At 57.2% G+C, this 23,363-nt stretch carries 13 protein-coding genes; 6 read left to right on the top strand and 7 right to left on the bottom strand.

Annotation, left to right across the window (positions count from 1 at the left end; translation table 11 throughout):
- Positions 1-8: 8 nt before the first annotated feature.
- The 5 genes from B2Q93_RS08960 to B2Q93_RS08980 all read right to left on the bottom strand — a co-directional run bounded on the left by B2Q93_RS08960 (position 9) and on the right by B2Q93_RS08980 (position 16,938).
- Complete coding sequence (locus B2Q93_RS08960) at positions 9-12,299, bottom strand: hemagglutinin repeat-containing protein (protein ID WP_286932602.1); 12,291 nt, start codon at positions 12,297-12,299, stop codon at positions 9-11.
- A gap of 14 nt (positions 12,300-12,313) precedes the next feature.
- Positions 12,314-13,951, bottom strand: coding sequence for a ShlB/FhaC/HecB family hemolysin secretion/activation protein (locus B2Q93_RS08965; RefSeq protein ID WP_286932665.1), 1,638 nt, complete (start codon positions 13,949-13,951; stop codon positions 12,314-12,316).
- A 349-nt stretch (positions 13,952-14,300) separates the two neighbouring features.
- Entirely contained in the window at positions 14,301-15,101 is an 801-nt protein-coding gene (gene nlpA / locus B2Q93_RS08970) for a lipoprotein NlpA (RefSeq protein ID WP_414672032.1), read from the bottom strand.
- Positions 15,102-15,175: 74 nt separating this feature from the next.
- A complete protein-coding gene (locus tag B2Q93_RS08975) occupies positions 15,176-15,358 on the bottom strand; it encodes a hypothetical protein (protein WP_286932668.1) in 183 nt (60 codons plus the stop codon).
- A gap of 92 nt (positions 15,359-15,450) precedes the next feature.
- Positions 15,451-16,938 (bottom strand): MDR family MFS transporter, encoded by a 1,488-nt coding sequence (locus tag B2Q93_RS08980; RefSeq protein ID WP_286932604.1) that lies wholly within the window; start codon positions 16,936-16,938, stop codon positions 15,451-15,453.
- Between the two features lie 78 nt (positions 16,939-17,016).
- Here B2Q93_RS08980 and B2Q93_RS08985 point away from each other — a divergent pair, with 78 nt between their 5' ends.
- Positions 17,017-17,664: a TetR/AcrR family transcriptional regulator gene (locus B2Q93_RS08985; protein WP_040077788.1), complete on the top strand. Its 648-nt coding sequence runs from the start codon at positions 17,017-17,019 to the stop codon at positions 17,662-17,664.
- Here B2Q93_RS08985 and B2Q93_RS08990 read toward each other — a convergent pair.
- The gene (locus tag B2Q93_RS08990; RefSeq protein WP_286932606.1) at positions 17,661-18,077 is read right to left on the bottom strand and encodes a GNAT family N-acetyltransferase; all 417 of its coding nucleotides are present in this window, start codon (positions 18,075-18,077) and stop codon (positions 17,661-17,663) included. The genes B2Q93_RS08985 and B2Q93_RS08990 overlap by 4 nt on opposite strands.
- Before the next feature lie 221 nt (positions 18,078-18,298).
- Here B2Q93_RS08990 and B2Q93_RS08995 point away from each other — a divergent pair, with 221 nt between their 5' ends.
- The gene (locus B2Q93_RS08995; protein WP_040077784.1) at positions 18,299-18,595 is read left to right on the top strand and encodes a YicS family protein; all 297 of its coding nucleotides are present in this window, start codon (positions 18,299-18,301) and stop codon (positions 18,593-18,595) included.
- Between the two features lie 27 nt (positions 18,596-18,622).
- Here B2Q93_RS08995 and B2Q93_RS09000 read toward each other — a convergent pair whose 3' ends face one another.
- The gene (locus tag B2Q93_RS09000; protein ID WP_040077783.1) at positions 18,623-19,576 is read right to left on the bottom strand and encodes a LacI family DNA-binding transcriptional regulator; all 954 of its coding nucleotides are present in this window, start codon (positions 19,574-19,576) and stop codon (positions 18,623-18,625) included.
- A 292-nt stretch (positions 19,577-19,868) separates the two neighbouring features.
- On the opposite strand from B2Q93_RS09000, the gene B2Q93_RS09005 reads away from it, so the two are divergent.
- From B2Q93_RS09005 to B2Q93_RS09020, 4 genes are read left to right on the top strand one after another with little or no spacing between them, the layout of a single operon-like run.
- On the top strand, positions 19,869-20,183 hold the full coding sequence (locus B2Q93_RS09005) for a PTS sugar transporter subunit IIB (protein ID WP_040077780.1): 315 nt from the start codon (positions 19,869-19,871) through the stop codon (positions 20,181-20,183).
- 12 nt (positions 20,184-20,195) lie between these two features.
- Positions 20,196-21,521 (top strand): PTS sugar transporter subunit IIC, encoded by a 1,326-nt coding sequence (locus tag B2Q93_RS09010; RefSeq protein ID WP_040077779.1) that lies wholly within the window; start codon positions 20,196-20,198, stop codon positions 21,519-21,521.
- A 17-nt stretch (positions 21,522-21,538) separates the two neighbouring features.
- Positions 21,539-22,927 (top strand): glycoside hydrolase family 1 protein, encoded by a 1,389-nt coding sequence (locus B2Q93_RS09015; protein ID WP_286932608.1) that lies wholly within the window; start codon positions 21,539-21,541, stop codon positions 22,925-22,927.
- Between the two features lie 6 nt (positions 22,928-22,933).
- Entirely contained in the window at positions 22,934-23,236 is a 303-nt protein-coding gene (locus B2Q93_RS09020) for a PTS lactose/cellobiose transporter subunit IIA (protein ID WP_040077777.1), read from the top strand.
- Positions 23,237-23,363 lie beyond the last annotated feature (127 nt).

Consider the following 23,363-nt stretch of genomic DNA (forward strand, 5'->3'; position numbering starts at 1 on the left):
CGCCCACACTATTTCTTAATTGCCTTTAAAGCTGGAGGAGCCGGATTATTATCCGGGAACGCTGTTACTATTTTCCCACTAGCTGGCTCGTATACCACACGAACTCTAACACCCTCTCGCTCTTCCCAGGCAACCCATCTTGCTGGTCTCCCTGCATTTGTATACGTCCCGCCCGTTCCGGTCTGGGCAAACCATTTGGTATCGGGTGAAGTAGCTATATCACCCACAGTATGAACAACCTTGTCTGCTGACCAACTTTGAGGGAAAACTGTTTTTCCTGGATTTCCGGGATACAGATGTCCACCTTGTGTAGGGCTATCCCCATATAAAATATGCTGTTTCGCTTCCGGCGAAAGGATATCCACATATTTCTGGTTTGTAGGTGATAATCCAAGATCGGAGCTTTTCGCAACAGATAAAAACGCTTTAGCTGCTACATACTGAATCAGTTTTGCTTCACTGGTCGGCACACCACTCGCCAGGATTTCCGCTGCCCGTTGCGGCGTCATTTCTCCATCAGCCGTCAACGCACTGACCGGAACCCCAAAGAACTCGCCCCAGGCGGTTAACAGACCTTTAACTGCATCCTGCCCTTCAGGTATCTGACCCTGTGAGTTTTTAATCAGCGCTTCTGTTAACTCATCTGCTGTAGCGCCATTCTGGATCATACTGACAGCAAGCGACTGCTGGGATAACCCCATATCAGCCATGCCTTTTCCGAAGCTTTCAGGACTCAGCGAGTTATTCTCAACCGCATTCTTCCCGGCCTGTGCCCCCGCACCCACCGAGGCCGTGCTGTTTCCCACCAGCCCACCAGCCATGCCTGCGGATATCGATGCCAGGGTACTGACGGTCTGCATTTCTGATTCATTCAGGTCATTGACCGATTTACCCGGATACATCGTCGCAATTATCGCTTTTGCCGCGAGCTCACCCGCAGCCGCCCCCATCGCACCCGCCGCTGCGTTATTGCCCTGCAGTGCCGCCACCGCCCCGCCGAGAATGGCGTGTGCGAGGGTGTTCACCGCCGGGTCTTCTTCGGTGGATTTGATAAGATGCGCCAGTTCCGGTGCCGATGCGCCGGCCAGCGCGCCGGCCACGTTACCGCCCGCTAACCCCTGCAGCGCCGCCGTCGCGGCCTGAATACCGCGCTGAAGTTCGCTGCCGGTACCGAAACTCTTCATCTCTTTCTGGTATGTCGGGGAATTACGCAGGGCAGCAACGTAATCCTGGCGCTCTTTCTCCGTGGCGTTGGCCTTCAGCGGCGCCATCTTTTTCTTCGCAGCCTCGAGGGCGTAGATGTCACCCTGAGTGCGGGCGATATCTGCCGCCTGGCTGCCAATGTCGCTGATCAGCCCCACCGCTTTCAGGCGATTCTGCTCTTTCTCCTTATCGAAGATTGGGCTAATGCTGTCGTTAGCATTCACCGTATCCCGACTCAGGTTCGCCAGGTCCTGCTGCTGGTTAGCCTTATCACGAACGGTAATGGTGCCATCCGCCACTGCCGCCTGGGTGGTACCTTCCGCATGGCCGCTGCTGCCTGCCGCCGCGATCATGCCGCCAGGCAAATTGCCTTTAAAGGTATCGCCAAAGCTGCCGCCGCCGCTCAGGCTCACCCCCGTATGGCTGACTTTGTAATCCGCTTCGTTATGCAGATCGCTAAAGCCGAGCGTGCCGGTATCGAGACTGTTTTTATCCGCCGTCGCCGTCGAGGCGATCACCGCGCCGTCCAGTTGGGTATGCCGCCCTACGGTCACGTCAAAGCCGCCGTCGCCAGCAAACAGTCCGGTCTGCTCTTGCACCGAGTCGAAGGTGCTTTTCATCTTGTCCTGGCTGGCGCTGATGTAGCCGGAGCCGGTCATACTGCCAAAGGTAAAGCTGCCGCCCGCCGCCACGCTGGTCTGCTTCGAGTTGTAATCGTTGCTATCCTGCTGACTGCTCAGCCAGAGATCGCGGCCTATGTCGGCCACAATCTTCTCGCCGTTGACCTGTGCGCCGTTCAGTATGGCGTCGCGCCCGCTGGTCATAGAGACCTTGCCGCCGCTGTCGATCGTGGTTTCGGTCCAGGCGGTGCCATTGCCTTTTTCATTACCTTTAGCGGCATTCACGTTGGCAAAGACGCTGATGCCCGCCCCCCCGCTACCGGCACCAATGCTGACGCCTACGCCACCGCCGCTGCTGCTATTTTTACCGGTCGTTTTTTGCGTGTTCGCCGCACCCGTCAGCAGGATGTCGTTTTCGGCATTCAGCGTCGTATCGCCTCCCGCCTTCATCTGACTGCCGCCGATCAAAATGTCACCACTGTTGGCGCTGGTGCCTTTCCCCGTCGCAGTGATTGTCAGATCGTCCCCGGCATTCAGCGTACTGCCCGCCACCGTGTCGCTCTCGGCATGCTGCTGCGATTTGGATTTTTGCGTGGTCAGGGAAAGGCTGACGCCAAATCCGTTGGAAGGATCGCCCGTCTGCTGGGCCACCACTGCACCCTGCCCCGCCTGTACGCCGGAAAGTGCAGCTTTCGTTGCCTGAAGCGCGGCCAGTCGACCGTCGCTCTCTTTGGTTGCCTCCTGCGCCGTGGTCACCGCGCTGTTGATCGCGCTACCAACGACGCCAGATAGCGCGACCGTCAGGCCACTGGATTTTTGTTCAAAGGTCTCATCCCGGGTGCGTTTATCATGACCCGGCTCGATCATCACGCTATCGCCGGTGAGCGACATATCTTTGCCCGCCACCAGATCCGCGCCGCCCACATGCAGCTGATTACCCGCCGTGATGCTCACATCTCCGCCCGTGGAGCCTATGGTGCTAAAACTCTGGCTCTGGGTAGTGCCGCTTTCACGCAGATCATGGGTAGATTTACTGCTGCCGATGGTAAAGCCGATGCCGCCGGTGCCCATCAGGCCGCTCTTTTTGGTCTCTTTGAAGCGCCAGTCGGTATTGCTGTTGGTGGCGGCAACGATGTCGACATTGTTGCCCGCCGTCAGGCCGACCGCTCCGTCGCCCACCACGGACGACCCCTGCACCAGCAGGTTGTTACCTGCCGTCACCTGTACGTTGTCTCCGCTGAGCAGCGTGCCCGCTTCACGCGTTGCGCTGCTCTCCTCAATGGTGTGGGTGGTTTTTTTACTGAGGAACCCGCTTTTGGTTTTGGTCTGCTCTTTGTAGTAGTAATCGCTCTCGGTAGCAGTATTAAGATCGACATCGCGACCCGCTGCCACCGCAATATCGCCCTTCGCCGTCACCTGAGCGGCTTCGGCTGTCACGTCACGTCCGGCAATAATCGCCGTATCGCCGCCGCTGGCAATCTCGGTACCTTGTTGACGCACCGACTCGTTAATGACCGTTTTCTTGCTGGCTTTGTAGCTGTCGCCCTCTGTGGTGGCCTCTGCGTTTAGATTTACGTCGCGGCCCGCCTGCAGGCCGACGCTCTTCCCGGCGGCCAGCGCTGCGGCCTGCGCGTTGATATCCTGCCCGGCTTTCAACACCAGATTATCGCCCGCCGCCAGGGTGGTGCGATCGAGCCCGGTGCTATGAGTTTCACTCTTGCCGCTGCGGTTGCTTCCGCTGGTCTGCCCTGCGTTCAGATTAAGGTCATGACCTGCGCTCAGCCCCAGACCGCCGCCCGCTTTCAGGTCGCTGGCGGTCATATCGACGTTGTTCCCGGCGTTGGCCACCAGATTACCGCCCGCACTGAGGCTGCTACCCGCATAAGAGACGGATGAGCGTGCGGTATTTGCCCGATTTGAGCTGTACGCGTCGTTCACCTGATTGGCATTCACGGCGATATCGCCCCACGCGTTCAGCAGCATATCGCCGCCTGCTGCCAGGCTCGCGCCAGTAACGGTGATGTTTTTCCCCGCCTCCAGAGACAAGGAATCCTGCGCCGTAATTGACGCTGTGCTGCCCAGAACGGTGTCTTTAATGCTGACGTTGTTGTATTTGCCTTTGGCGTTGATATCGATCTGCTCGGCCAGCGTCAGGTTGTTGATGCTGCCATCCGTGCTCTCCAGCGCCACCGTTTTGCCGCTGATGGTGGAGCTGATGTTGTTGATATCGCCAATGGCGCTCAGGTTGAGATCGCCTCCGGCTTTTATCAGGCTGTCGTTGAGGTTGCTGATGCTGTTCTGGCTGTCGAGCGTCAGGTTATTGCCCGCCAGCAGCGTACTGCCGCTGTTGGTGATGTTGCCGCCCTTCAGGGTGACGTTATTACCGGCGATGACGCTGCCGTTATTGACGCTGACATCCTTCGGTGAGAGGTAGAGCTTCGGCACCATCACCGTTTCGCCGTTGATGACGGCTTTTTCCCACCACAAAATACTGTGGTCGAGGGCGGCAATCTGCTCCGCCGTCAGCGAGACGCCAAATTGCAGCCCCAGCGATTGCTGCGCCGCTGCGGCGTTGTCCATCAGGTAGCGCATCTGTTCCAGATCGGAGCCGATGCCGTTCAGGTAGCGGTTACCGGTCTGGTTCAGGAGTGCATTTGAGACGTACCGGGTATCGAAGGCCGCATCGCCCAGGAAGCGGTAATCGTAGTCCGGGTTCAGATCCAGCCTGCCGAGCATGTAAGAGGAGCCGAGGAACTGCTTCTCATCGGTAAAGAGCGCCCGGGTCTCCTGCGGGGCGCTGGAGGCAGGCTTATTGCCTAACATCGCGTTCAGATCGGCAAACAGAGCAGGGTCTAGCTGCCCCAGCTCGTTGAGTTTGGGGTTAACGCTGATGAGATAGGGGCTTTTTGGATTATCTGAAATAACGAAATAGCCGTTGTTACCCGACGGCAGCGGGTACGCGCTGGTATCGACGCGCTGGCCCTGGTACTGCCCACTGGCGCTGCCTTTGGGGATATTGAGGTCGGCAGTGGTTACGCCCGCGTCTGCCAGCGCACCCAGCTGCCCCAGGTTGGCGTTACCTTTTTGGGTGGTGCCGATGTTGCTGAGAGGCGTGCTGCCGGCACTGTTATTGTCCAGCGCACCGCCGCCGTTAATCTGTTGCAGGGCGCCCTGCAGCTGATCTTGCCACTGGGGCGAGCCGACCGCCACGGTGCCGGTGTTCGTCAGATTTTGCTTTTGCGCTCCGCTGGCGATGGTCTGGTTGCTGAGGGTGTTCAGCGAAGGCGTAGAGATAACGTTGCTGACGCCGCCCGCGTTGGCAGTGGTATTGGTATTGCTGATGTTATTGGCGAAGTTGGCGGTAACATTGCCACCGGCCTGGATGACGGCGCGATAGATAGTGCCCGCCTGGAATGAAGAGTCATGTCCGGTTAAAGCGAAAGTAACAGCGTCGTTAGCAAATTGGATATTTTTCGCTGATGACAACTCATACGATGCATATTTTACCTTCACTGCTGGATTTTTATGGGCATACTCATAAACTAAATATTCATTTTGCACCCCGTCTTGCCAACTTTTATTATTAAGAGTCTTCCCCGTTAGCGTAATATTTTTCTCTGCCAAAATATTACTAGCCTGGTTTTCCAATATATTAGTATTAAGAGTAAGATCTCGCCCAGATACAATACGCCCAGCGGGATTGTTGCCTCCAGTAACGGTAGTTACCGTGTTACTTAGAACAAACTTTTGAGTAGCAAATTCCTCAAACGGAGCGTAGTAATAACGCATTTCTTCGTGATAGTTGCATCCTCCGTTTTTTCCTCCACCACAGCTTCCAGTCTCCCAACGCGCCAGTTGAGAATAATAGCCATAACTCCCCTCAGGTAAGGCTGATACCGGAACATCAATATTGGCCTGACCCGTCATCCAACTTTCTGTCGGTACGGGGTGCTGCTCTGTGATTACGTTCAAGCCATCACGTTGATTTAATAATTGCCCCGCCTTAATCGTAATATCACCGTTCTGCGTCTCAATATTCCCCGACGTATTCACGATCTGGGCGCTGGCATTCCCGGCCACATCTTTCTGCATCGACAGGTTATTGCCCGCCATGATGTCGCCGCGCTGGTTGGTGATGCTGTCGGCATAGAGTGCCAGGTTATTGGCCGCATACAGCAGGGCAGTATTGATGATAGAGCCCGGTGCGCTCAGGGTGAGCGAGCCGCGCGTGCCGGTGAAACCGTCCACCGTCATATTGCCACGGCTGGCAACGGTAATATCCCCGCCGCCCTGAACCGATCCGGTGCTATTCAGCGCCACACTGCTACCAGAGAGCGTGCTGGAACCGCTGCCGGTGGTGATCTGTCCGTTATTGCTAAGCTGCCCGCCCGCCGTCAGGTTGACGGCCTGGCCCTGCAGTACGCTGCGGTTATCGATCCCCCCATTGCTGGTGATGGCGAGGGTTTTCCCCGCCGCAATGGCGGTTTTACTGGTGAAGGCGTTGGTCAGCTTCAGGGTCAGATTACCCAGCGACACCAGTTGCCCCACCAGATCCAGCCCTTTACTCTCCAGCCACAGGTCGCCGCCGCTGAACAGCTTGCCGCTGGCGCTTTGCGTCACCGAATCCGCGTCGATATTCAGTTGAGAATTGCCGAGCAGCGTCCCGCCATTCGTAAGCTGGCCGTAATTTACCTCCAGGGTGCCCGCCTGAGTGGTGCCCTGGTTGGTGAAGGTGGTGCCGGTCAGCGTGGCGCGGTCGGCAATCCAGGTGCCGCCGCCGTTGGCGGCGTTGGCGGCGTTGAGGATCAGATCGGTGGCCTGCAGCCAGCCACTGCCGGTGTACTGCGGCGTATTCAGCGTGAGACGCGCGCCAGAGAGTAGTTTACCGTCGTTACGCGCCTGGCTGGTGGCCTTCAGGAGGGTCTCGCCGCCCCCCTGAATCAGCCCGTCATTCAGAAGCGTCGGGGTCGTCACTGTCAGCCCCTGACGGCTGACAATCTCCCCACCTGCATTGTTGGTGAGTGTGCCGCCCAGCGTGAAGGTCGCGCCGTTATCCCCCTGCAGACGCCCGCTGTTAGTCAACGCGCCGGTGGTGATACCGAGCGTGGCCCCCTGGATCTTGCCTGCGTTAGCGACGGAGGCGGCATTGAGATTTAGCGCCCCGCCGGTCAGCATGGTGCCGCCGGCGAGCTGATTAACCGCTCCCGTCTGGCTCAGCGTCAGACCATTCACCCCGCTCACCGCCCCGCTGTTACTCAGCGAGCCGCCCTTCAGGATCAGGTTTTTTGCGACCCACTGCCCCTGGTTGGTAAGTGAGGCGGCCTGCAGCGTCGCCGCCCCCAGGGCGGTGATCTTGCTGCCTGTTGTGGCGGTGAGTGTATCCGCCAGCGTCAGTTGCAGCCCGTCTGCGCTCTGCACGGCGCCGCTGTTGCTGAGCGACTGCGCGTTTAGCAGGATGTTTTGCGCCTGCCAGCTGCCGGCGTTGTTCACCGCACCGGAGGTGATGTTCAGCGTACCCTGGGTGAGCAACTTGCCGTTCGCGCCGTTGATCAGCTCCTGCTGCGGCGCAGCCATCGCCATACGTGCCATCAGCCGCTGCTGCGCCTGCAGCGTCAGGCTTTGCAGGCCGGTAAGGGTGCCCTGGTTATTAATGCTGCGCTGCTGAAGCGCGAGGGTTTTACCCTGTACCGTGCCGCTATTTTTAAGCGCGCCGCCGCCGAGCGTGACGTCGCCTTCGCTGAGGATCTGCCCACGGTTATCCAGCGTCTGGGCCGTGAGGGTCGTATTGTCCTGGCTCATTAGCGATCCGCTGGAGGTCAGGGTTCCACCGATGTTCGCGGTGAGTGTCCCCTTGCTTAGTAGCGACCCGCTGTGCGTCCACTCCGCGGCGCTTACCTCTATGCCGTTCCCCTGCTGTGTGCCCTGGGTGGTCAGTTTCCCCGCATCCAGGGTTAATTGCCCGCTGGTCAGAGTGCGTGACGCCGCCCCGGTGGTGAGCGTATCCCCGGTGAGGGTCAGGCCGTTAGCCCCCTGCCAGAGCCCGCCGTTATTCAGATCCCGGCCACTGATCGCCAGGGTGCCGCCCATCATGCGTCCAGGGTTGAGCAACGCATCCGCCGTCAGCGTCGTGGCGCCCGCGCTCTGCACCAGCCCGGTGTTGGTCAGCGTGCCGGTAAAGGTGCCTGTCAGCCCCGACAGGCCATTCAGGGTGCCGCTGTTGGTCAGCGCACCGCCGTTCACTGCCAGCGTATCGCCCTGCAGGATCCCCGCGTTGCTGAATTGTCCGCCCTGCAGGGTGAATGCCCCGCCGGAGAGCCCTTTCCCGCTCGTCTCGTTAATAAAGCGCGTAGCGGCGGCGTCGATGGCGTTAGTGCCCTGCATCAGACCGCTGTTGCGTAGCTCGGTCGCCGTCAGATCCAGGGTTTTAGCCGCCACGGTACCGCTGTTGGTCAGGTTCGCCGCAGCGAGGGTGGCCGCGTTGCTGGCCAGGGTGTTGCCCTGATTAGTAAAGGTGTTGGTCAGGCGCAGGTTCAGGTTCTCGGCCTGAATATCGCCCCGGTTGGTCAGCGCGTTACCCTGCAGAGTAAAGTCATCGCCCACCAGCATCAGCCCGGCGTTATCCAGCCTGTCGAGGTTCAGATCCAGTCCGCTACCGCTCACCAGCTGTCCGCGCTGGTCATTCAGCAATGTCCGGGTGGTGAGCTGCAGACGCTCATTGCCCTGCAAAATGCCGGTGTTGGTGATCTCAGGAGTATGAAGAGAGAGCGCCTTTCCGGCCAGCTGTCCGTCGTTGAAGAGCTGCGCCGCCGTCAGGTCAAAGAGATTCTGGCTGAGTAATGCCCCCTGGTTCTCTGCCTTACCCGTAAGGGTGAGCGTCAGGTTATCCAGGGTCTGCACCGCGCCGCTGTTGGTCAGGTTATCGGCGCTCAGCGTCGCACGCTGCGCCTGCATTTGCCCCTGATTGGTGAGGGTTTTCCCGGTCAGGCTCAGCGTGTCGCCGCCCGTCACCTGGCCCTGGCTCTGGTTAGTGAAGGCATTACCGCGCCAGCGCAAATCGCTGCTCCCCTGCAGCAGGCCGCTGTTTTGCAGATCGCCATGCAGGGCCAGCACTTTGGCCATCAGCTGTCCGCGGTTGTCGATACTGGCAGCGTCCACCTCCTGGTTTTGCTGGCTCAGTACCTTGCCCTGGTTGGTGAACTGACCTGTTACCTTCGCGGTGACGCCCGCTTCACCGAGCGCATTACCGCTGTTAATCCACTCCCCGGTCGCCAGATTCAGCGTTTTACCCTGCAACAAACCGGCGTTGTTGAGCGTAACCTGTTGCAGATCCAGCCCGCCGCCTGCGAGCATTTTTCCGGTCTGCAGGTTATTCAACTGGTTACCGATCGCCGTCAGCGTCGCCGTGCCCTGTAACGTGCCGCTGTTGGTGAGGGCCTCGCTGTTGAGCTGCGTATTTTTGCCCGCCAGCAGTCCGCCATTGGTCAGTGCCGCCGTGGTAAGAGTTAACCCGTCCCGGGCAATCGCCCGCCCGGTCGCGTCGTTAGCGACCTGCTGCGTCAGGGTGAGCAGGAGCGTTGTTGCGCTCAGTTCGCCGCTGTTGGTCAGGGTGTTGCCGTCCAGTTTCAGCGCATCACCACTTTGCAGGGTGCCGCTGTTGGTGGTGTCGGCGACCTCCAGCGTGATGCCGTTATCGCCCTGCAGCAATCCCCCGTTTTGCAGGCTATTCCCTGCAAGATGCAGGTTATTCGCCGCAATACTCCCTTCGTTGGTCAGCGTCGTCCCGTTGAGGGTGAGCTGGTCGTCGGCCAGCAGTCGCCCTGCTCCGAGGTTGCTCAGGCTGGCGTAATCGCTCTCCAGACTGGCGCCGTTGATCTCGCCCCGGTTGACCAGGGAGGTTCCCTTCAGCCGCAGCGTACCGTCGGTGGTGATCAGGCCGCTGTTAGTAAAAGTGGGGATGTTCAGCGTCAGGTCATTCACGCCGTAGAGCGAGCCCTGGGCGAGGTTGGTGAGCGTGTCGGCCTGCAGGGTAAACCGTGTGTTGCCCTGCAACAGCCCGCCGTTGCTGATGGCGCGGCTTTCTAACGACAGGGTATTGGCCACCAGCGTACCGCTGTTGGCGATCCACTCGGGGGCCGTCAGGGTCAGGCTGTCTGCCTTCGCGATCCCGCTCTGCGAGAGTTGTTGTCCGCTAAGCGTTATCGTATCGGCGGTTAACTCGCCGCTGCTGGTGAGCGCCTGCGCGGCGCGAAAATCCAGCGTCTGCCCGGTGGATTTGCCGCCGTGAACCAGAGTGTCGGCAGAGAGGTCCAGCTCGCCCTTCGCGGCCTGAATGCCGTTCAGCGTCGCGCTGTCTGCCTGCACTCTCAGTCGCTGGCCGCTTTGCAGCCGCGCCTGTTGCTGCGTGGTCAGCGTTGCGGCGTTGAGATCAAGGTTGCCTGCGGCATCTGTCAGGCCATTCAGATCCGCACGCTGGCCGGCGGTGAGCTGTATATCGCCCTGGCTGGTGGTGAGGGACGCTTTCCCGCTGGTGAGCACCCCGGTCTCTGCCGTCAGTCCCTTCGTCCCGGACAGCGTGCCCTGTTGAGTAAGCGTGGCCGCTTTCAGGTTTAGCGTGCCTTCGGCAAGGGTAGAGCCAGTGTTGGTCAGCCCATCGTTAACCGCCAGGCTGGCATCGCCTTTGGCACTTAGCGTGCCGTGCTGGTTCAGGGTATCTGCGTTTACGGTTAGCTGGCCGCCGCTTTGTACTGCCCCGCTGTTAGTCAGCGTGCGCCCCTGAAGCGTGACGTCATTCCCCTGCAGCGTGCCGCTGTTCGTCAAGGAGTTCGTCTGCGTAGAGAGTTTCCCTTTCGCCGCTAACTGGCCGCTGTTCGCTACATTTTTACCGGTGATCGTGATGTCTTTCCCGGCATTAACCTGGCCCTGATGCGTCATCGTATTCCCGCTCAGGGCAATATTGCCGCTGGCATCCGCCCGGCTTTGACCGTTCAGCGTCAGTCCTGCGCCGCTCAGGGTCAAATCACCGCCGGCGGCGATCGCACTGTCAGAGGCCGTAAGCGTGCCACCGCTGGTGACGGTGGTGCGGGCATCGCTGCCGACGGTGGCGTGGGTCAGGGTCATATCCTGCCCGCCGCGCACGTTCATTTCCCCTTTGCTGGTCAGCGAACTGCCTTTCACCGACAGCGCGCCGTCGGTGGCCAGAGTGGTATTTCCCTGCCCGACCAGCGTGGCATCCGAGAGGGCGACTCCCGCTTTACCCGTCACGCTTAATGCCCCGCCTTTGCCAGAGACGCCGCCCCCGGTCTGGGTCAGCTTGCCCTGGCTGTTCAGCGTGGCGCTGTTGGCGGCAACCAGCGAGGTCTCCTGCAGAACCATATCCTGCCCGCTGTTTATCGTCAGGCCCCGTTTGCTGTCGGTACCGCCGCCAGTGATCTGCAGTTTTCCGTCACTGGTGAGGCGCATCTCGCCGCCGCTGGCGAGGGTGCTGTTGTTAAGCGTCATTCCCTGCGAGCTGGTCACATCAAGTGCCCCACCCGCCTGATGGCTGCCGTTGAGCGTCACGCCCGCACCCTTCGCGGTAATCGCCCCGCTGGCCAGGCTGTTGTTGACCGTCAGCTTGCCGTTGGCATCGAGCTGAATATCGCCCTGGCGGGCATTCAGGTTGCCCAGGTTTACACCCACCCCCTTCTCGCTGGAGACCAGACGGATGCGGTTGGCATACATACCGCCCAGCGCGCCGGTATCCACGGCGATTTTGGGCGCTGCGCCCTCGCCGGTAAGGGATTTGACACGCCCATCCGCAGCAACGCGGTTGGCCCCGACGGTCACGGTAAGATCGTTGGCGTGGATCGCGGCGTTCACCTCGGTGGCGCGCGCAATCAGAGAGAGGGCGTCGTTTTTGCTGGCATCCAGCCCCTGCCCCTCAATGGTGATGGCCCCTTTCGTCACATCCAGCGCCAGCAGGTTGCCGTTGGCATCAAGCTGTGGCTTGCCGGTGGTCAGGGTCACATTGGGCGTATTGATAAATCCGCAGCCGTTACAGGTGATGCCGTAAGGGTTCGCCACCATAACGTTGGCCGCTTTCCCGACCACCTCGGTATAGCCCTGAAGTTGCGACCGGCTGCCGCCCGTCACCTCGTTGATGATCCCCTTCGCTTCACGTCCTGCCTGCAGATGCGGGTTATTCTGGATTAGCCCACCAAGCTGGGTCTGATTCAGGCTATTGGTGGCGTTATTAAGGATCAGCCCCTCTTTGCCTACGTTGTACTGGTTGAACTGGTTATGCGAAATACCCGCCCCGTTTGGCGTGGCGATGTTGACGATGGGCACCCCGTTACCGGCTTTGTCCATCGTGGTGTTGCCGGTCGGCGTCATCACCGCCGCCATGGCGGGCGCCATCGGCTGCCAGACCATTAAGCCGCAGACAGCCCAGCTAATCAGGCGCTGTGAGAAACGAACGGGAGGATGACGGGTTTCCATAGTCGTAAATTCTCTTAAAGCATAAAGGCGATACGCCAGTTAACAGTCACATGATCCGGGCCCAGCCAGTCGGGGTAGTGCAGCGGTGTGCCCACTGAGATCTGGCTGCTGTACCCGCGTCCGGCGCTGCTTAAGCCCACAGACGCGCCCCACAAGGTGCCGGAAGCAAAACGGTCTTCGCGATCTTTTTCCAGCCAGCCGCCATCCACCGCCAGGGTGGCGTTCACCTGGCCGATAAACGGCAGGGTAAACAGCGAGTAGCCCAGTTCATTACGCCAGTAGCCGCCGTTATCACCAGAGAGGTACTGCTCTTTAAACCCACGCACTGAGCTTTCTCCCCCCAGCGTGAGCCGCTCGGCGCCGTAGAGGCGATCCGGCGACCACTGACCGTAGGCGCTGGTCAACCACCACAAGTTATTGGTGAGCGGACGCTGGAAGCTGGCGTTCAGGCTCCATTTGCGAAACTCGGCGCGCGGTTCATCACCGGTTTTGTCTTCGTCCGTTTCGGCGTTGAACCAGGGCATGCCGTGGCTCCAGGTGGGGTTGAAGGTGGCGACGCCGCCCGCCAGTTTTTGCGTGTGAGTGATGCCAAGGATCAGGCTGGAAAGATTGCGGGTACTGCTTTGCAGCGGGGCGTCATTCAGCCAGTTGCGGCTTGAGCGCTGCACCATGCCCGCCGCGAGACCGGTTTTAATATCGCCATTGCGATAGACGACCCAGGAGGCATTAACACGGTGAGTTTTGGTATCGCCGGTCGAGATCCAGTCAAACCCCATATTATCGATGGTGGTGCGGTAGTTGCTCCACGCGTAGCTGTAATCCAGCAGCCCGTAGCCGAACGGCAGGCTTACTCCCGCCTGGAAATTTTGCGCGTCGTAGCGGGTGGCAAAATCACTGCTTCGACCGCCGCTGATAAACCACTGGTCCGCCAGACCTAATATATTATTGGCATACAGCGCACCATTCAGCTGATTCTCTCCGGTACTCTCTTGCCCGCTATTATCCAGACTGATAGTTGCCCTTAACGGAAATTCGGGTTTCGCCGTAAGATTTACCACTGAATATTCCGGTTGCGATCCGGGTAATATATCAATCTGCACCGGTTCGGCACGCAAACGGTTAATTTGCTCCATGCCTTGTTCGATATCGCGTAAATTGAGAATGCGCCCTGTCCGACCCGGAAAAGCCATCTTTAGCATTAGCGGGGTTTTGCCCTCAAGGCGAATCGCTTCCAGCTTCCCTTCCAGCACTACAATATTTAACTGACCGTGGGAGAGATCTTGTTCGGTCAAAAATGCCCGGCTGGTGATATAGCCGCGGCTAATATACCAATCAGAAATATGGGTGGTTAATTCGTTTATTTTCACCTGATCCAGACAGCGATTTAGCCAGGGCTCTACCAGCCGCTTACGGGCTTTTTCAGCGATTACGGTAGCGCCTGAAAGAGTAATCGTATGGATGGTGAAGCAAGGCCCGGAGCCTTGCGCGGCGGGCTGCGGCCGGGTGGGGGCTGGAAGGGGGATACTGCGTTCCAGTTCATCTCGCTGCTGCTGATTTTGTATTAAAAGCTGTTGTTGTTGCTGCTGAATGGTATCGCGATCGGCAGGCGACAGCGGGGCCGCTTTCACCGGGAGAGATAAAAGTGCGACCATCAAGATAAGGATATAGTTACTGGCGGAAATTATTCCACCTTTGTGCATGAGGGTGCTCATCCGTGCCCTGAAAATAAACCCTATAAAAAAAGACTTATTAATATATGACGAATCTAAATTGAATTATAGGAAATTTAACTTATGTCTCAATCTAAAATTAATTATGTGAATTATGTCTTGTTTCAATAAGGTCCGTAAAGAACAGGTAATATATTCTCGCTTCATTCTTTCTGAATGAAGTATTTTCAGGAGGAGAGTAAAATCACCCTCCTGAATTATTCAGATTCGCTTTATTGATACTTTAGTCATGCTAACACCCGCTAAATTCAGCAGCGGGTTATTCCCGTGATTACCAGCCGGGCACCGCGCCACCATTAAAGATCTTCTCCGCCGCTTTCGCCACTTCCGGCGACTGGTAAGAGTGAATAAATGCTTTGACGTTCTCAGCGTCTTTATTATCTTCCCGTGCGACCACGATATTCACATAGGGCGAGTTTTTGTCTTCAATAAATATCCCATCATGCACCGGCGACAGCCCGGTTTGTTGCAGATAGGTGGTGCTGATAATGGCCACATCGACTTTAGGATCGTCCAGCACGCGAGGCAGTTGCGCCCCTTCCAGCTCCATGATGTTCAACTGCTTCGGGTTAGCCGTAATGTCCAGCGCGGTGGGCAGCAGGCCGATGTCCGGTTTAAGGGTAATCAGCTTCTCTTTTTGCAGCAGCAACAGGGCACGCCCCAGGTTGGTTGGGTCGTTGGGAATCGCGATGGTGGCGCCATCTTTCAGTTCAGCCACCGATGTGATCTTGCGGGAATAGCCTGCCATTGGGAAGACAAAGGTATTTCCCACCGCCACCAGCTTATAACCGTGCGCTTTATTATCTTCCGCAAGGAACGGACGATGCTGGAAGACGTTGGCATCCAGCTCGCCGTGGTCAGTTGCATCGTTCGGCAGCAGCGAGCCGCTAAAGCCGACCAGCTCCACATCCAGGCCGTATTTCTCTTTTGCCACCTTTTTGGCGACCTCTGCCACTTCCTGCTCGGCGCCGTTAATCACGCCGACTTTAATGTGTTTAGCATTACTGCCGCCCTGATCGCAGCCCGCCAGCAGCAGGCCCGCAAGAAGAAGTGCACCCAATCGACGTTTCACCAGCCGGTTCCTTTTGATAAATGTTTACCCGACTATATCGGTAACCCAGCGGCAGGCTAAAAAACGAAAAGGAATCAAACAGAAGAAAAAGATATATGCCGCTCAGCGGTGCTTTTTCTCATGGGCAAGCAGCCACGCTTTGCGGGCAACGCCAGCGCCTGGTAATGCGACGTCTCACCGTAGCCGACGCGGGCAATCCCTTGCCAGACGGCCTGCTGAAACAGGCTGCCCGGCGTATCCTGGGTCGTAAAGTTCATGGGTCTCTCCGGTTGTGAGCAGTGAGTCCAGAGTGGCGTTTTCACCTCTGTGCTCACAACCGAAAAATGGACGACCATTTTTTTGCGCTCGCTTACGCCTGACTTTTGCGTAACGGCGCTTCGCGCAAGAACCATGACAGCACAAACGCCAGCACCATAATCCCTGCCGCCATGATAAATACCGCGTGAATGGCGGAGCCAAAGGCATCCAGATAGTCCGCCCTGAGGGCATCCGGCAGATGGTGGATAGCGTCAGGATCCAGCCCTCGCGGCAGTTCACTGCCTTCGGGGATGCGTGCCATTAGCCCTGATTGCAGTTGATGGGTAAATACCGCGCCAAACAGCGCCACACCAATCGCCCCGCCGATGGAGCGGAACAAGGTGACGCCCGACGTCGCCACACCATACTGGCTGGACGAGACGCTGTTCTGCACCGCCAGCACCAACACCTGCATCACCAGCCCCAGACCCATCCCCAGCACGCCGGTGAAGAGATACAGCTGCCAGGTGGGGGAGTCGATGGTGATCCGCGTGAGCAGCGCCATACCGATCACCCCCAGCAGGGTACCGAGGATCGGGAACAGGCGGTACTTGCCGGTGCGGCTGATAATGCGCCCGCTGATGATGGAGGTCAGCAGCAGACCGCCCATCAGCGGGATCAGCTGTAATCCGGCCTGGGTTGGCGTGGCCTCTTTCACAATTTGCAGATACAGCGGCAGGAAGGTCACTGAACCGAACAGCGACATCCCGATGATGAAGCCAATCAGGCTACACAGCAGGAAGCTGCGATCGCGAAAGAGCGAGAGCGGGATAATCGGCTCCCAGGCCAGACGCTCTTCATAGATAAATCCGGCAATCCCCGTCAGGCCAAAGGCCAGAATGCACCACAGCTGCGGATCGCTCCAGGGGCGTACCGTCCCCCCTTCGCTGGTGAAGAGGATGATACAGAGCAGCGCCATGCTGAGGTAAATCGCCCCGAGATAGTCGATTTCATGTTTGTTTCGTTTGGTATTGCTGTGGAACACCGCGCCGATCACCAGCAGGGCAAACAGCCCCAGCGGCAGATTAATGTAGAAGATCCAGCGCCACGAGGCATGCTGCACGATAAACCCGCCGATCAGCGGCCCGATGACCGTCGCCAGGCCAAACACGCCGCCAAACAGCCCCTGATAGCGGCCACGTTCCGCAGGCGGGATAACATCCGCCACGGCGGCCATGCTGATCACCATCAGCCCGCCACCGCCCAGCCCCTGCAGGGCACGCATCAGCACCAGCTGGGTCATGTTTTGCGCCAGCCCGCAGAGTACGGACCCCGCAAGGAACAGCACGATCGCGATTTGCAGCACGATTTTACGGCCAAACAGATCGCCAAATTTCCCGTATAACGGGACCACGATGGTGGAGCTCAGAATATAGGCCGTCACGACCCAGGAGAGTTTATCCAGCCCGCCCAGCTCACCCACGATAGTGGGTAGCGCCGTGGAGACGATGGTCTGATCGAGGGCAGACAGCAGCATCACCAGCAGCAGCGCGCTGAACAAGAGCTTTATCGAAGGGGGCTTTTGCGCGTCAGGCATCATAAGAGACCGCTTGAAATTAATTAATGAGATAATTAATATTCAATGAAGTTATGAATACGGTCAAGGGATCGCTCCAGCATGTCAGCACATAAAGATAATTCTGAACCGCGCCGCCCCGGTCGTCCCCGCGGGGGCAAACGCGCCACCACCAGCCGCGAGCAGTTGCTGGACATTGCGCTGGATCTCTTTTCTCGTCAGGGGATCGCCAACACCTCTCTAAACGCCATCGCCAAAGAGGCGGGCGTAACGCCGGCGATGCTGCATTACTATTTTAACTCACGCGAACAGCTGCTGGATGCGATGATTGAGGAGCGTTTTCTGCCGCTGCGCAGCACCATCGCCGCCACCTTTAGCGCCCATCCCGACGATCCGGTGGCTTCCCTGACCCTGATGGTCCAAACGCTGGCGAGCCTCGCCGGGCAGCATCACTGGTTTGCGCCGCTGTGGATGCAGGAGGTGATCGGTGAAATGCCGGTCTTACGCGCCCATTTACGAAATCGGGTGGGTGAAGATAACTACTCCGTGACGCTTGCCACGCTGAAGCGCTGGCAGCAGGAGGGGAAACTGAACCGCGAGCTGGCTCCGGAGCTGCTGTTTACCACGCTGTTAAGCCTGGTGCTGGTGCCCTTCGCGAGAAGGCGTAATGACGAGAGGCTAAGCGCTCTCTCGTCTGCACAGATTGTGCGCCACGCCTTAGCGGTGATGGGCCAAGGCATTGGCGCTTAAAGCGCTTTGGTCAGATAGTGGCGCTGCATCCCCTGGTTCGGGAAATCGGGCAACGTCATCTGGAGTTGATAGCCCAGCTTTTCGTAGAAGGGCCGCGCCTGGAAACTGACGGTATCCACCAGCGCATTCAGGCACCCTTTGCGCTTCGCCTCTTCTTCGGCGGCCAGCATGATCTGGCTGCCTACACCACTGCCACGCACCGCGCTGCTCACCCACACATAGCTGATATCCAGCCACTCCCCTTTGCGACGCCCAATAACCCCGCCGATGAGGGTACCGTCGTCATCGCGGGCAAAGACCGCCAGATCGCCCCAGGTGCGGGTATCGACAAACTGCTGGTTATAGGCGCGCAACCCGGTTAATAACGCTTCCTGATCGTCGGCGGTGATGGTATCGACAATGTCTAGCTGCATCCTGTTTTCCCTCATTTTTTTATCGTTACCCTAAGTTCGCGCAACGGCAGAAAGGAGACAATAAATTTTTATTGGCGCCCAAGAATTTGGCAAAAAGTGCGGCTACGCTTTTAACGTTTAGTCGCCGGAATGTGCAAATTCATACTTTCCACCTGGATCGCATCGGCGAATGTAACGATATATTTCAAATGGAATGCCGTGGTTATCAACCGGAGGTCAACATGAAGTCAGCACACCTGTTTTGCCTGATAGTCTGTCTGCTTTTTGCCGCCTTCGCCCATGCGCAAGACAACGACGATCCCGCCAAACTCGAACAGAAAAAACAGCTGATTTTGAAAGATGTGAAAAAAGCCTGCGCCCCGCAGCGTAAACAGTCTGACTCGGAGTGGCAGGCGATGATTATGTCTTCAGAGGCGAATAAGCTCTTGATGCGCAACGCCATGCTGGCGGTAGATCGTAACAACCAGGAGGCCTACTGGGACGCCGTCAGCCGCATGGACTGCATGGAGGATTATTAAGCGTGAAGCGGGCTTCACGCTTGCTGATTAGCGTTTACGTATTTCAGGAATAATTAAATCGCCCCGCAGAACCCAGGATTCCAGCATCTGGGTTTTTTCGTTCAGCCAGCTCACAATGCGTGCAGCCATCGCATCCATCGAGTATTCAATCGCCGGAATGGTTGGGATACCCGGTAAATGCAGGGAGCCGGCCAGACTGAAGACCATGATGTCACCCGGTACGGACTTGTTAAACGCCTGCAGCTGCGGGATCACCCGCTGCGCCTCTTGCTCATCAGCAACCAGTAAGGCGTTGAAGTTCAGCGTGCTCGCATTATTCAGCAACTCCTGCAACGCCACGGATGACGAGGTGGCCTCCATAAAGACCAGGTTGCGATTAAAGGGCAGGAAGTTTTTCTCCAGCGCGTGCTTGTAGCCCAGCAGCACCTGATCGGCAAAGCCGCTACCCTGCGGATGGATCAGCGCTATCTGGCGGCGCCCCTGGCTGGTGAGGAAATTACAGGCGGTTTCTGCGGCGAACGCGTGATCGAACTGAATGCTGTTGACGTTATCCGCCGCCTGCATGCAGTCCACCAGAATGACATTTTCCTGATCGACACTCAGCGGAAAACGGGCGCCAATAATGAGAATGTCGTCGCACAACCCACACGAAAGCTCTTCAAGCGCATTCATCACCTCGGCTTTGGTGTTGGCAAAACGCAATAGCAGATGCTTTTGATGCTGACTAAGCTGTTTTTCCAGCGCGTACAGGTAACCGGTGCTCTGGTTGATATTATCCTGCGCACAGATCACGCCGATACAGCCGGTTGACTGGCTCAGCAGCGACTGCGCAATCACATTGGGTCGATAGTTCAGCTCATCCACCGCTTTCAAAACGGCCTGACGGCTGGCTTCCTTTACACCGCGCGACCCGCTCAACACCCGTGATACCGTGGCTTTGGACACCCCGGCCAGACGTGATACATCGTTGATTGTAGACATCTTTCTCCCCTGACAGGACGGCCCCGCCCTGCAAATTCCATTACCGCATTGGCTCACATTTTAGCCAAAAAGAAGTATATCCGTTTCCGTTTTCTATGGAAACCGATTTTCCGTTTCCACTCATTTTGATGCAAAACACGCCAAATAGTGTGACACCGATCGTGATAATTAGCGCCATAAGTAACGGATATTGATAGCTGTCACACTTCTGTCTTTTATAAATGGAAACCGGTTTCCGCATGATGTCCAATCAGACCCGCAATAACTTTTTACATTTAGAGGATGGTCGTCGATGTTCAAGATAATGCTGTGTTGTTCTGCCGGAATGTCCACCAGCCTGCTGGTCAGGAAAATGGTTGAAGCGGCGGATGAGCGAGGTCTGCCGGTGAAGATTGATGCGTACGGCGTGGCCGAATTTGATACGCAGTTTCCGCAATACCAGGTGGTACTTCTCGGACCACAAGTGAAATACATGATAAAGACGCTGTCAGACAAGGCTGCTACGCAAGGCATTCCGGTGCAGGCCATCGATATGATGGACTACGGCATGCAGCGTGGTGATAAGGTGCTGGATTACGCTCTGTCGCTCATTGAAGCGGCACACTAAGAAGGTGTTCTCATGAGTTCGTTATATCAGTCTATGGTTGCCGTCATTGAGCAGTCCATTACCCCGCTGGCGGCGAAGCTTGGCCAGCAGAAGTATGTGATTGCCATCCGCGACGGCTTTACCGCCGCGCTGCCGTTCATGATCATCGGCTCGTTTATGCTGGTGTTTATCTTCCCGCCGTTCTCAGCGGACACCACCAACAGCTTTGCCCGCGGCTGGCTGGATTTCTCCCAGACCTACCGCGAACAGCTGATGCTGCCCTTCAACCTCAGCATGGGCGTAATGACTTTCTTTATCTCGGTGGGTATCGGCGCAAGCCTGGGTCGTCAGTTTAACCTCGACCCGGTGATGTCTGGCCTGCTGGCGTTTATGGCATTCTTGCTGGTGGCTGCGCCCTATGCCGATGGCAAAATCTCCACCCAGTATCTGTCGGGCCAGGGGATCTTCACCGCGCTGATCACCGCCATCTACTCCACCCGCGTCTATGCGTGGCTGAAGCAGAACAACGTCACCATCCGCCTGCCAAAAGAGGTGCCGACCGGGGTGGCCCGTTCGTTTGAGATCCTGATCCCGGTGATGGTGGTGATCGGTACGCTGCACCCGCTGAACCTGTTCATTGAAGCGCAGACCGGCATGATCATTCCCCAGGCGATTATGCACCTGCTGGAGCCGCTGGTTTCGGCGTCTGACTCCTTGCCTGCCATTCTGCTCTCTGTGCTGCTGTGCCAGATCTTCTGGTTCGCGGGCATCCACGGCTCGCTGATTGTGACCGGCATCATGAACCCGTTCTGGATGGCAAACCTCTCTGCAAACCAGGCCGCACTGGCCGCAGGGGCTGCCCTGCCGCACGTATACTTGCAGGGATTCTGGGATCACTACCTGCTGATTGGCGGCGTCGGTTCTACCCTTCCGCTGGCGTTCCTGCTGCTGCGCAGCCGCGTCACCCATCTGCGTACCATTGGCAAAATGGGCGTGGTACCAAGCTTCTTTAACATCAACGAACCGATCCTGTTCGGTGCGCCGATCATCATGAACCCGATGCTGTTTATCCCGTTCGTGTTTGTGCCGCTGGTGAATGCGTGTCTGGCCTACGGTGCTACTAAGCTCGGCTGGCTGGCGCAGGTGGTGTCGTTAACCCCATGGACCACGCCGGCACCGATTGGCGCCTCATGGGCGGCCAACTGGGCATTGAGCCCGGTGGTGATGTGCGTGGTGTGCATGGTGATGTCGGCGCTGATGTACCTGCCTTTCCTGCGCGCTTATGAGCGTACGTTGGTGAAAAACGAAGAGCAAAAAGCCCAGGCGGCTGTTGTAGGCGCTGAGCCGGCCAGTAACTAAGTTAAAGAGGAAGCATTATGAACTACTCATTTCCCGAGAACTTTTGGTGGGGTAGCGCAAGCTCCGCGCTGCAAACCGAAGGGGAGAGCCAGGGCGGCGGCAAGGGATTGACCACCTGGGATCACTGGTTTAGCCAGCAACCAAACCGTTTCCATCAGGGGGTAGGGCCGCAACAGACGTCGACCTTTTATCAGAACTGGAAAGCGGATATTCAGCTGCTGAAAACGTTGAACCACAACAGCTTTCGCACCTCGATTAGCTGGGCGCGTTTGATCCCTGATGGCATCGGTGAAGTGAATCCTGAGGCGGTCACGTTTTACAATCAGGTAATCGATGAACTGATTGAGCAGGGCATCACGCCGTTTATCTGCCTGTTCCACTTCGACATGCCGATGGCGATGCAGGAGATTGGCGGCTGGGAGAACCGCGATGTGGTGGCCGCCTATGGCCGCTATGCGCAGACCTGTTTCAAACTGTTTGGCGACCGGGTGTTGCACTGGTTTACCTTCAACGAGCCGATTGTGCCGGTTGAAGGGGGCTATCTGTACGATTTCCACTATCCCAACGTGGTGGATTTCCGTCGTGCGGCGACCGTGGCGTATCACACCGTGCTGGCCCACGCCCACGCGGTGCGCGCCTTCCGCGCCGGAAACCATGCCGGTGAGATTGGGATCGTACTCAACCTGACCCCGTCATATCCCCGTTCACAGCATCCGGCGGATGTGAAAGCGGCGCATATTGCCGACCTGATGTTTAACCGGAGCTTCCTCGACCCGGTGCTGCGCGGGAAATACCCGGCCGACCTGGTGGCGCTGCTGAAGTCTTACGATCAGCTGCCTGCCTGCCAGCCTGAGGACAGCAACCTGATTGCCGACGGGCGTATCGATCTGCTGGGCATTAACTACTATCAACCGCGTCGCGTGAAGTGTCGTGACAGTGCGGTGAACCCTCAGGCGCCGTTTATGCCGGAATGGTTCTTTGATAACTACGAAATGCCCGGTCGGAAGATGAACCCGTATCGCGGTTGGGAAATCTATGAACCGGGTATTTACGATATTCTTGTTAATCTGCGTGATAATTATGACAACCCGCGCTGCTTTATTTCGGAAAACGGCATGGGCGTAGAAAACGAGCAACGATTTATCGAAGCCGGACAAATAAACGACCAGTATCGTATCGAGTTTATTTCCGAACACCTTAAATGGCTGCATAAAGGTATTAGCGAAGGGGCAAACTGCCTTGGCTACCATATGTGGACATTTATCGATAACTGGTCATGGTGCAATGCGTATAAAAACCGCTACGGCTTTATTCAGCTGGATTTAACGACGCAGCAACGCACGATAAAGAAAAGTGGAGAGTGGTTTGCCGCTACCTCTCTGGATAATGGTTTTGAAAAAGAGTAATCACTCATGATCGCATTAGAAGAAGCCGTAATGGAAATTATCGTTAACGCCGGTCAGTCGCGCAGTCTGTGCTTTGAAGCGCTGCACGCCGCGCGTAATGGCGATATTGATGAAGCCAAAAGCCTACTGCGCGAAGCCGATGGCTACGCGCGTCAGGCGCACCATATGCAGACCAAACTCATTGAGCAGGATGCAGGCGAAGCCCGTCAGCCGATGACGTTAATTATGGTGCATGCCCAGGATCATTTAATGAACTCGCTACTGGCGCGTGAATTATCCGAAGAAATTATTCATTTATATCAGAGATAATCTATGGCGAAAAAACGGTAATGTAATACCTCTGTACCTAATAATAGAAATCCACTTGTTCTGATGATAGCGACATATTCTGTCAGATCGGAGCGGGATGGTTATTGTCTGAATAAAATTAAACTAT

The organism is Leclercia sp. UBA5958 (assembly GCF_002430365.1).
GTDB classification, from domain to species: Bacteria; Pseudomonadota; Gammaproteobacteria; order Enterobacterales; family Enterobacteriaceae; genus Enterobacter; species Enterobacter pneumoniae.

What these genes read in the sequence shown, in the direction of transcription:
- B2Q93_RS09010 (WP_040077779.1), top strand. Translation starts at nt 20,196, where the DNA reads ATGAGTTCGTTATATCAGTCTATGGTTGCCGTCATTGAGCAGTCCATT.
- B2Q93_RS08980 (WP_286932604.1), bottom strand. Translation starts at nt 16,938, where the DNA reads ATGATGCCTGACGCGCAAAAGCCCCCTTCGATAAAGCTCTTGTTCAGC.
- B2Q93_RS09020 (WP_040077777.1), top strand. Translation starts at nt 22,934, where the DNA reads ATGATCGCATTAGAAGAAGCCGTAATGGAAATTATCGTTAACGCCGGT.
- B2Q93_RS09000 (WP_040077783.1), bottom strand. Translation starts at nt 19,576, where the DNA reads ATGTCTACAATCAACGATGTATCACGTCTGGCCGGGGTGTCCAAAGCC.
- B2Q93_RS09015 (WP_286932608.1), top strand. Translation starts at nt 21,539, where the DNA reads ATGAACTACTCATTTCCCGAGAACTTTTGGTGGGGTAGCGCAAGCTCC.
- B2Q93_RS08985 (WP_040077788.1), top strand. Translation starts at nt 17,017, where the DNA reads ATGTCAGCACATAAAGATAATTCTGAACCGCGCCGCCCCGGTCGTCCC.
- B2Q93_RS08960 (WP_286932602.1), bottom strand. Translation starts at nt 12,299, where the DNA reads ATGGAAACCCGTCATCCTCCCGTTCGTTTCTCACAGCGCCTGATTAGC.
- B2Q93_RS08965 (WP_286932665.1), bottom strand. Translation starts at nt 13,951, where the DNA reads ATGGTCGCACTTTTATCTCTCCCGGTGAAAGCGGCCCCGCTGTCGCCT.
- B2Q93_RS09005 (WP_040077780.1), top strand. Translation starts at nt 19,869, where the DNA reads ATGTTCAAGATAATGCTGTGTTGTTCTGCCGGAATGTCCACCAGCCTG.
- B2Q93_RS08975 (WP_286932668.1), bottom strand. Translation starts at nt 15,358, where the DNA reads ATGAACTTTACGACCCAGGATACGCCGGGCAGCCTGTTTCAGCAGGCC.
- B2Q93_RS08995 (WP_040077784.1), top strand. Translation starts at nt 18,299, where the DNA reads ATGAAGTCAGCACACCTGTTTTGCCTGATAGTCTGTCTGCTTTTTGCC.
- B2Q93_RS08990 (WP_286932606.1), bottom strand. Translation starts at nt 18,077, where the DNA reads ATGCAGCTAGACATTGTCGATACCATCACCGCCGACGATCAGGAAGCG.